Origin of the sequence: Nocardia sp. CC227C, from assembly GCF_030767025.1 — a bacterium.
Lineage (GTDB): Bacteria > Actinomycetota > Actinomycetes > Mycobacteriales > Mycobacteriaceae > Nocardia.
This window is the reverse complement of the sequence record NZ_JASITE010000035.1, coordinates 1-10,719: the sequence shown is the minus strand read 5'-3', so window position 1 is coordinate 10,719 and position 10,719 is coordinate 1. Positions and strand designations below refer to the sequence as shown.

Sequence of the window (10,719 nt, the reverse complement as noted above, 5' to 3'; positions counted from 1 at the left end):
GAGCGCACCGGCGACCAGCTGGTGGCCTACCTGGTCCCGAACGGTGAGATCGACCTGGAGGCCGTGAAAGCCGAGCTGTCCCAGCAGCTTCCGGCCTACATGGTGCCCGCCGCCTTCATGGTGCTGGACGCCTTCCCGCTCAATGCCTCCGGCAAGCTGGACCGCAAGGCGCTGCCCGCCCCCACCTTCGCCGCCAAGGTCTACCGCGCCCCGGCCACCCCGGTGCAGCAGACCGTGGCGGGCACCATCGCCGAGGTGCTCGGCGTGGAACGCGTCGGCCTGGACGACGACTTCTTCGAACTGGGCGGCAACTCGCTCATCGCCACCCAGGTGGCCGCCCGCCTGTCGGCCGCGCTCGAGGCCGACATCCCGGTGCGCACCCTGTTCGAGGCGTCCACCGTGACGGCGCTCGCCGCGCAATTGGAATCGCGCGTCGGCACCGGCGCGCGGCTGCCGCTGACGCCGCAGGAGCGGCCCGCCCCGGTGACCCTGGACACCGGTGAGTCGGCGCGGCTGGTGCCGCTCTCGCCCGCGCAGCAGCGCATATGGTTCCTCAACCGCTTCGACAACCGCACCGCCGTCAACAACATCCCGGTGGCGCTGCGGCTCACCGGTGAGGTCGACGCCGCCGCCCTGGCGGCCGCCATCGGCGACCTGCTGGTCCGCCACGAGGCCCTGCGCACGCTGTACCCCGAGGTGGAGGGCAACGGCTACCAGCGCGTGCTGTCGCCCGGCGAGGTCTCCTTCGACCTGGACGCCGAGGAGATCGACGCGGACGACCTGATCGCCCGCGTCACCGCGGTGGCCGGCGTGCACTTCGATGTCACGCGCGAACTGCCGTTCCGGGCGACCCTGCTCACCGTCGGCCCGCGCGAGCACGTGCTCGTGCTGGTGCTGCACCACATCAGCGGTGACGGCTTCTCGCTGCGCCCGCTGCTGCGCGATGTGGTGGCCGCCTACCTGGACCGCAGCCGGGGTGAGGCACCGAACTGGGCTCCGCTGCCGGTGCAGTACGCCGACTACGCGCTGTGGCAGCGCGCCGTGCTCGGGTCCGAGGACGATCCGGAGTCGGCCGCGGCGCGACAGCTCGCCTACTGGACCGAACAGCTGCGCGACCTACCGGATCAGATCGAGCTGCCCGCCGACCGGCCGCGGCCCGAGGTGGCCACCAATGCCGGTGGGACGCACGACTTCTCGATCGACGCGGAGGTGCATCGGGCGCTGGCGGGTGTGGCCCGCGATCACGACGTGACCCTGTTCATGGTCGTGCACGCCGCCTTGGCCGCGTGGGCGTCGCGCCTGTCGCGCGGCACCGATATCGCCATCGGCACGCCGATCGCCGGGCGCGGTGACCGCGCCCTGGACGATCTGGTCGGCATGTTCGTCAACACCCTGGTGCTGCGCACCCGGGTGCGCTCGGACGCGGCCTTCGCCGATCTGCTCGCCGAGGTGCGCCGCACCGACCTGGCCGCCTTCGCACACGCCGATGTGCCGTTCGAGCGGCTCGTCGATGTGCTCAGCCCGCAGCGTTCGCAGGCGCACCACCCGCTGTTCCAGGTGGCGCTGACCTTCGAGGCCGCCTCGGCCAAGGACGCGGGCTCGGTGTCGCTGCCGGGTCTGGATGTCGATGTCGTCGAATTCGACCCCGGCACGGCGAAATTCGATGTGCAGCTGACCGTGGGCGAGCGCGCCGACGGCTCACTGGGCCTGTCCTGGAACTACGCCACCGAACTGTTCGATCCCGAGACCGTGGCCGCCTTCGCCGACCGCCTGGTGCGCATCCTGCGCACGGTGGCCGAGGACCCGGCCGCCGTCATCGGCGATATCGACCTGCTCGGCGAGGCCGAACGCCACGATGTGGCCGAACGCTGGGTCTCCGCGGGGGTGGACGCCGTGGAACTCGCGACGCGCCCGGAGGCAGCCGCGAGTTCCGCCGTCGGACACGGCGGCGGGTTGTTCAGCGACCCGGCCGCCACGCTGTCGGGGCTGTTCGATGCCGCGGTGGCCGCCCATCCCAAGCGGGTGGCGGTGCGCTTCGGCGACGACGAGCTGACCTACTCGGATCTGGACCGGCGCGCGAATGTACTGGCCCGTCGCCTCATCGCGGAGGGGGCCGGACCGGAGTCGCTGGTCGCGGTGATCCTGCCGCGCTCGCTGGACCTGGTGGTCGCGCTGCTCGCGGTGATCAAGACCGGTGCGGGGTACGTGCCGGTCGACCCGACCTCCCCGGCCGATCGCATCGCCTTCCTGCTCGCGGATTCGGCTCCGACCGGCGTGGTGGTCGACTCCACCGTGCAGGTGGAACTGCCCGCCGGACTGCCGACCGTGGTGCTCGACGGCTACACCGTCGAGGCGGGCGACATCGAGGACGCCGACGACGCGCCCGTGACCGACGCCGAGCGGCTTCGCCCGCTGCGGCCCGAGCACGTCGCCTACGTCATCTACACCTCCGGCTCCACCGGCCGCCCCAAGGGCGTGGCCGTGTCGCACGCCAATGTGGTGCGGCTGTTCGCCAATACCGATCGCGAATTCGGTTTCGGCGCGGCGGATGTGTGGACGCTGTTCCACTCCTACGCCTTCGACTTCTCGGTGTGGGAGCTGTGGGGACCGCTGCTCTACGGCGGCAAGCTGGTCGTGGTCGACTACTACACCTCGCGCTCGCCCGAACAGTTCCTGGAAATGCTGCGCCGCGAACGGGTCACGGTGCTCAACCAGACCCCGTCGGCCTTCTACCAGCTGGCCGAGGCGGATCGCATCGCCTCGGTGGCCAGCCGGGAATCGGGCACCGCCGTCGCGCCGCTGGCACTGCGCTACGTGGTGTTCGGCGGTGAGGCTCTCGAACTCCGCCGCCTCGGCGACTGGATCGCGCGCCACGGTGACACCGCGCCGGTGCTGGTGAACATGTACGGCATCACCGAGACCACGGTGCACGTCTCGCACCGCGCGCTCGACGCCGCCACCATCGCCGCCGCCACCGGTAGCATCGTCGGCCGCGCCATCGCGGGCCTGCGGGTGTACGTGCTCGACGACCGCCTGCATCCGGTGCCGGTCGGCGTCGCGGGAGAAATGTACGTGGCCGGGCCGCAATTGGCGCGCGGCTATCTGGGCCGCCCGGACCTGTCCGCCACCCGCTTCGTGGCCGCCCCGTTCGGGGTGCCCGGCGAGCGGCTGTACCGCTCCGGCGACGTCGCCCGCTGGAACCGCTTCGGCGAACTCGAATACCTCGGCCGCGCCGACGATCAGGTCAAGGTGCGCGGCTTCCGCATCGAACTCGGCGAGATCGAGGCCGCCGTGCTCGCGCAGCCCGGTATCGCGCAGGCCGCGGTCATCGTGCGCGAGGATCAGCCCGGCGATCAGCGCATCGTCGCCTACGTGGTGGCCGAGGAGGGCGCCGCGCCCGATCTCGACACCGTGCGTGCGGGCGCGGGGGAGCGGCTGCCGTCCTACATGGTGCCCTCGGCGCTGGTGGTGCTCGATCGAATTCCGTTGACGGTCAACGGAAAACTGGATCGCCGCGCGCTGCCCGCACCGGCGGTGCAGGCTCGGGCGTTCCGCGCGCCGGAGACCCCGGTGCAGGAGACCGTCGCGGCCGTCTTCGCCGACGTGCTCGAGCTGCCGCGCGTCGGGCTCGACGACGACTTCTTCGATCTGGGGGGTAATTCGCTCATCGCCACCCGCGTGGTCTCGCGCATCGGGTCCGCCCTCGACACCTCCGTCGCGGTGCGCACGCTGTTCGAGGCATCCACCGTGGAAGCCCTGGCGGCCCGCATCGAATCGCATGCCGACGGCGTCTCGCGCGCCAAGCTGGTCGCCCGCCAGCGCGGCGCCACCGAACTGGTGCCGCTGTCGTTCGCGCAGCAGCGCATGTGGTTCCTCAACCAGTACGACACCGGCTCCTCGGCCTACAACCTGCCGCTGGCGATCCGCCTCACCGGTGAACTCGACACCGCCGCACTGGAACTCGCCGTCGCGGACGTGGTGCGCCGCCACGAGTCGCTGCGCACCCGCTATCCGGAGCACGGCGGCACCCCCATGCAGGTGGTCGTCCCGGCCGACGAGGTCCGTCTGGACCTGCACCCGGTCGAGGTGACCGCCGCCGAGCTGACCACCCGCGTCACGGAGTTCGCGACCGCCGGATTCAATGTGGCCGAACAAGTTCCGCTGCGCGCCCGGCTGTACCGGGTGGTGGCGGAGCCGCAGGCCGACGATGCGGCCGCGCTCCCGCCGGCCGACGGTGTCGGGTCGGGGGCCGCCGAGTCGGGCCGTAATGGCGCCGAACCGGTGGACTCGCGCGAGCACGTGCTGGTCGTGGTGGTGCACCACATCGCCGGCGACGGCTTCTCCATGGGGCCGCTGACCCGCGATGTGATGACCGCCTACACCGCGCGCACCCAGGGCGCGGTTCCCGGCTGGTCCCCGCTGCCGGTGCAGTACGCGGACTTCGCCATCTGGCAGCGCGAAGTGCTCGGCTCCGAGGAGGACGCCGGATCGCTGCTCGCCCGCCAGGTGGGGTACTGGCAGCGGACCCTGGACGGCATTCCGGACGAGCTGACCCTGCCCGCGGATCGCCCGCGTCCCGCCGTGGCCTCGCATCGCGGCGCGACCCTGCACCGGACGCTCGCGCCGGAACTCGTCACGGCGCTGGAAGACGTTGCCCGCCAGCGTGGTTCGTCGCTGTTCATGGTCATGCACAGCGCGCTGAGCGTGCTGCTGTCGCGGCTGTCGGGCACCGACGACATCACCATCGGCACCCCGGTCGCGGGGCGTGGCGAACAGGCGCTCGACGATCTGGTCGGCATGTTCGTCAACACGCTGGTGCTGCGCACCGCCATCGATCCGGCGGAGCACTTCACCGATCTGCTGGAGCGGGTGCGCCGCACCGACCTGGACGCCTTCGGCAATGCCGACGTGCCGTTCGAGCGGCTGGTCGAGCTGCTCGCCCCCGAGCGGTCGCAGGCTCGCAACCCGCTGTTCCAGGTGGTGCTGGCCTTCCAGAACCTCGACCGCACCAGCCTGGAGCTGCCCGGTCTGACCGTCTCGGCGCTGGATCTCGAGGAGAACGTCGCCCGCTTCGACCTCCAGTTCACGCTGTCGGAGCACGGCGCCGACGGCATGGCGCTGGCTCTGACCTACGCCACCGATCTGTTCGACGCCGACACCGCCGCCGCCTTCGCGCAGCGCTGGGAGCGGGTGCTGACGGCCATCGCCGGTGATCCCGAGATCGCCGTGGGCGGCATCGACATTCTCGACGCCGCCGAACGCGCCGACCTGATCGCCCGCACCGGTGCGCCCGCCGAACCCGCGCGCACCCTGCCGGAACTCATGGCCGACGCCGTCGAGCGGAACCCGGACGGTCTCGCGGTCATCTATCCCGGCCGCCCCGGCGAGGACCGTGTCGAGCTCACCTACGCCGAACTCGACGCGCGCTCCAATCGCCTGGCCCGCCTGCTCATCGAGCGCGGGATCGGCGCCGAGGATCTGGTCGCGGTGGCCGTGCCGCGTTCGGCCGACTCCTATCTGGCCGAATGGGCGGTGTCCAAGACCGGTGCCGCCTTCGTGCCGGTGGACCCGACCTATCCGGCCGACCGCATCGCCCACATGGTCACCGACTCCGGCTCGCCGGTCGGCCTGACCGTGGCATCGGTGCGCGACGGCCTGCCGGAATCGGCGCGGTGGCTGGTGCTCGACGAGCTCGAGGTGGACGGCTACGACAGCGCGCCGGTCACCGCGGACGAGCGGGTGCGCCCGCTGCGGCCGGAGCATCCGGCGTACGTCATCTACACCTCCGGCTCCACCGGCCTGCCCAAGGGCGTCGTGGTCACCCACGCCGGTACGGCCAACTTCAGCGCCGAGCAGATCGAGCGCTACCACCTCGACACCGATTCGCGCGCACTGCATTTCGCGTCGCCGTCGTTCGACGCGTCCATGCTGGAATTCCTGCTCGCGGTCGGACCGGCGGGCACGCTCGTGGTGGTGCCGCCGGGCGTCTACGGCGGCGAGGAACTCTCCGCGCTGATTCGCGCCGAGCGGGCCACGCACGCCTTCATCACCCCGGCGGCCATCGCCACCTTCGACCCGACCGGGCTCGACAGCCTGCGCATGCTGTGCGCCGGTGGCGAGGCGGTGCCGCCGGAGCTGGTGGCCAAGTGGGCGATTCCATTGGCGGACGGCACCGTTCGCGCCTTCCACAATGGCTACGGTCCCACCGAGACCACCATCATGACCAATATCAGCGGGCCCCTGACGCCGGGGGAGACCGTCACCATCGGCGGACCCATCCGGGGCATGCAGTCGCTGATCCTCGACGACCGGCTGCGGCCGGTGCCCGAGGGCGTCGCGGGTGAGCTGTATCTGTCGGGTATTCAGCTGGCGCGCGGCTACCACGCGCGGCCGGGCCTGACCGCCGACCGTTTCGTGGCGAACCCGTATGTGCCGGGCGCGCGAATGTACCGCACCGGTGACGTGGTGCGATGGAGCCGCGGTGAGGTCGAGTACGTGGGCCGCTCCGACTTCCAGGTGAAGGTGCGCGGCTTCCGTATCGAACTCGGTGAGATCGACGCCGCGCTGGCCTCGCACGACACCGTGGACTTCGCCGTCACCATCGGCCACCGCAATGCCGCCGGCGCGGTGTCGCTGGTGTCGTACGTGGTCGCGGCGTCGGGGCATGTCATCGACGTGCCGACGCTGACCGCGCATGTGGAACAGCGCCTGCCCGCCTACATGGTGCCGTCGTCGATCATGACCATCGACCGGGTGCCGCTCACCCCGGTCGGCAAGCTGGATCGCAAGGCGCTGCCGGAGCCGGTGTTCACCACCGAGGCCGCCTTCCGCGCGCCGCGCAATCCGGTGGAGCACAGCATCGCCGAGGTCTTCGCCGAGGTGCTGGGCCTGGACCGGGTCGGCATCGACGACTCGTTCTTCGCGCTGGGCGGCGACTCCATCGTCTCCATTCAGCTGGTGTCGCGGGCCAAGGCGCGCGGCGTGGTGTTCAGCCCGCGCGACGTGTTCGAACAGCGCACCGTGGCCGGACTGGCCGCCGTCGCCGAAACCGCTGCCGCGCTGGGTGATACCGCGCCGAAGCTGGAGGAGCTGCCCGGCGGCGGGGTCGGCGAGCTGCCGCTCACGCCGGTCGTGCGGTTCATGGCGGAGCGGCGGGGCTCGTTCGACCGCTTCAACCAGACCATGGCCCTGGAACTGCCGGTCGGCATCGACCGCGCCGGTATCGCGGCCACCGTCGCGGCCGTCATCGACCGCCACGACATGCTGCGGGCGCGCCTGTACCGCACCGAGTCCGGTGAGTGGGCGGTCGAGACCGCCGCGCCGGGCACCGTGGACGTGGACGCGCTCATCGACCACACCGTGTTCGACGCCGCGCTCGATGACAAGGCGCTGTTCGACACGGCCTCGGCCGCACTGGATGCCACCCTGGACCGGCTCGATCCGGCCGCGGGCGTGGTGATCCGGTTCGTGTGGCTGGAGCCGTCCCCGGCGTCCGACGGCGAGCCGGTCCGCGCCGGTCGCCTGATCGTCGCCGCCCACCACCTGGTGGTCGACGGCGTGACCTGGCGCATTCTGGTGCCCGACTTCGTCACCGCCTGGGGACAGCTGTCCTCCGGCCAGACGCCGGAACTCGCCGCGCCCGCCACCAGCATGCGCACCTGGGCGCACGCGCTGGAGCGGGAAGCCCGCAGCGACAAGCGGATCGCCGAGCTGGAGTACTGGCGCGGCGTGGTCGACGGCCCCGACCCGCTGCTCACCGCACGGCCGATGGATCCGGCCGTGGACGTCACCGAGGTCGTGACCAAGCACCACGTCGAGGTGTCCGCCGAGGTCACCCGCTCGCTGCTCACCACCGTGCCCGCGCTGTTCCACGGCGGCGTCAACGACGGTCTGCTGACCGCGCTGGCGCTGGCCGTCGCGAAGTGGCGCGCGGACAAGGGGCTCGCGCCCACCGGCGACGCGGGGGAGAGGTCTGCCCTTATCCGCCTGGAAGGCCACGGCCGTGAGGAAGAGGTCGTGCCGGGTGCCGACCTGTCCCGCACCGTCGGCTGGTTCACCGCCATCTTCCCGGTGCGCTTCGACCTGTCCGAGATCGACGTCGACGCCGCCCTCGCCGGTGGCCCGGCCATGGGCCGCGCCATCAAGGCCGTCAAGGAGCAGCTGCTCGCGGTGCCCGACAAGGGCCTCGGCTACGGCCTGCTGCGCTACCTCAATCCGGAGACCGCCGCCCAGCTGCCCGCCGAACTGCCGGGCCAGGTCAGCTTCAACTACCTGGGCCGGGTCAGCGAGGGCGATGTGCCCGAGGCGCTGCGCGGATTCGGCTGGATTCCGGCCGCCGAACTGGGTGATCTCGGCGGCGCGTACGACGCCGACATGCCCGCCATGGCCCCGATCGACATCAATGCCATCGTGGCGGGCGACAAGCTCACCGCCAATATCGGATACCCGAGCACCCTGCTCGACGCCGCGGATGTCGCCGCCTTCGGACGGCTGTGGACCTCGGCGCTGGAAGCCGTTGCCCGGCATGCCGATACGGCCGACGCGGGCGGGCACACCCCGTCCGACTTCGGTCTGGTACGGGTCACCCAGCGCGATATCGACGGCTGGGAGCGCCGCTTCCCCGGCCTCGACCAGGTGTGGCCGCTGTCGGCCCTGCAAGCGGGTCTGCTCTTCCACGCGCAGCTGGCCGCCACCTCGGTGGACGTCTACACCGCGCAGGCGGTGCTGACGCTCGCCGGCCGGGTGGACGCCGACCGTCTGCGCGCGGCGGCCCAGGCTCTGATCGACCGGCACGAGATCCTGCGCACCGCGTACCTGAACGACGCGGCGGGCAATCCGGTGCAGCTGGTGCTCGACAGCGTGCGGGTGGCGTGGACCGACCACGACCTGACCGCGAGCCATGCCGACGCCGACGCGCGGCTGGCCGCGGCCGATGAGATCATCGCCGCCGATCGGATGCGGCGCTTCGACCTGACCCAGCCGCCGCTCATTCGCTTCACGCTGGTGCGCACCGGCGCCGACAGCTGGCAGCTGGCCGTGGCCAACCACCACATCCTGCTCGACGGCTGGTCCATGCCGCTGCTCATGCAGGACCTGCTGGTGCTGTACGCGACCCGCGCCGACAGCGGCGCGATGCCGCCGGTCCGCTCCTACCGCAACTTCCTGGAATGGGTTGCGCGGCAGGACCGTCCGGCCTCGCTCGCGGCCTGGCAGCGGGCGCTGCGCGGAGTGTCCGAGCCCACCCTGCTCACCCGGCCGGATGCCAGCCGGGAGATCACGGCGCTGTCCGGCGAATACTTCTTCGACCTGGACGAGGCCGCCACCGCACGCCTGACCAACCTGGCCGCGCAGCTCGGCGTCACGCCGAATACGGTGCTCCAGACCGCGTGGGGCATGCTGCTCGGTCGCCTCACCGGCCGCGACGACGTGCTGTTCGGCACCACGGTGTCGGGCCGCCCGGCGCAGCTGGCCGGGGTGGAATCCATGGTCGGCCTGTTCATCAACACCGTTCCGGTGCGCATCGCCTTCGATCCGGCCGAGACGGTGCGCGCGCTGCTCACCCGCACCCAGGGTGAGCAGGCGGATCTGCTGGACCACCACTACATCGGGCTGGCCGACATCCAGTCGGCGGCGGGCGTGGGCGGACTGTTCGACACCCTGGTGGTGTTCGAGTCGTACCCCGTCGACGCGGACGGCCTGCGGGCGCAGGCCGCCGATATCGACGGCATGGCCGTCACCAGCCTGGACGCCGCCGATGCCACCCACTACCCGCTGACGCTGATCGCACAGCTCGACAGCCGCCTGCGGATTCGCGCGGGCTACCTGCGGGACCTGTTCGACGAGAACACCGTTCGCCGCATCGCCGACCGCCTGGTGCGGGTGCTGCACGCCATCACCGCCGAACCCGGTGCGGCCGTGGGCGATATCGAACTGCTCGACGACGCCGAACGCGCGCTGGTGGTGGAGCAGTGGAACGACACCACCGTCGACCTGGACTTCGACCTGTCGATTCTGGTGTCGAACCCGGGCGGGGCCGATGTGGCCGCCATCAACGGCGATATCGTGCGCACCGCCGACGGCGACGCCGCCGCCACCCTGCCTGCGCTCTTCGAGGCACAGGCCGCCCGCACCCCGGACACGACCGCCGTGTCCTTCGAAGGGACGCAACCGGTCCGGTCGTCGCACGACCAGCAGCCCACACCGAACCGGGAATCCCTGACCTATGCCGAGTTCGGTGCGCGGGTGCACCGCCTGGCCCGCTGGCTCGTCGAGCGTGGCGTCGGCGCGGAAACCTGTGTGGCCCTGGGTATGCGTCGTTCCATCGATCTGGTGGTCGGCATGTACGCCGTGGTCGCCGCCGGTGGCGCGTACGTGCCGCTGGACCCCGACCACCCGGCCGAGCGCATCGAGTACATCCTCGACACCGCGGACCCGGTCACCGTGCTGACCTCCGGCGAGGATCTCGATATCGACACCGCGCAGGTGCGCATCGATCTGCTCGACCTGAGCAGCTACCCCGCTACTCCGTTGCGTGACGCGGACCGGCTGGTGCCGCTGCGGCCGGACAACACCGCGTACGTGATCTTCACCTCCGGTTCCACCGGCCGCCCCAAGGGTGTGGCCGTGTCGCACGGTGCGATCGTCAACCGCCTGGTGTGGATGCAGGACGCCTACAACCTCACCGGCAAGGACGTGGTGTTGCAGAAGACGCCGTCCACG

1 protein-coding gene is annotated in these 10,719 nt (G+C 71.4%); it reads left to right on the top strand.

The genetic code is table 11. The features are described from left to right. A partial coding sequence (locus tag QMO76_RS35060) for a non-ribosomal peptide synthetase (protein ID WP_306365680.1) occupies positions 1–10,719 on the top strand: 10,719 nt, incomplete at both ends.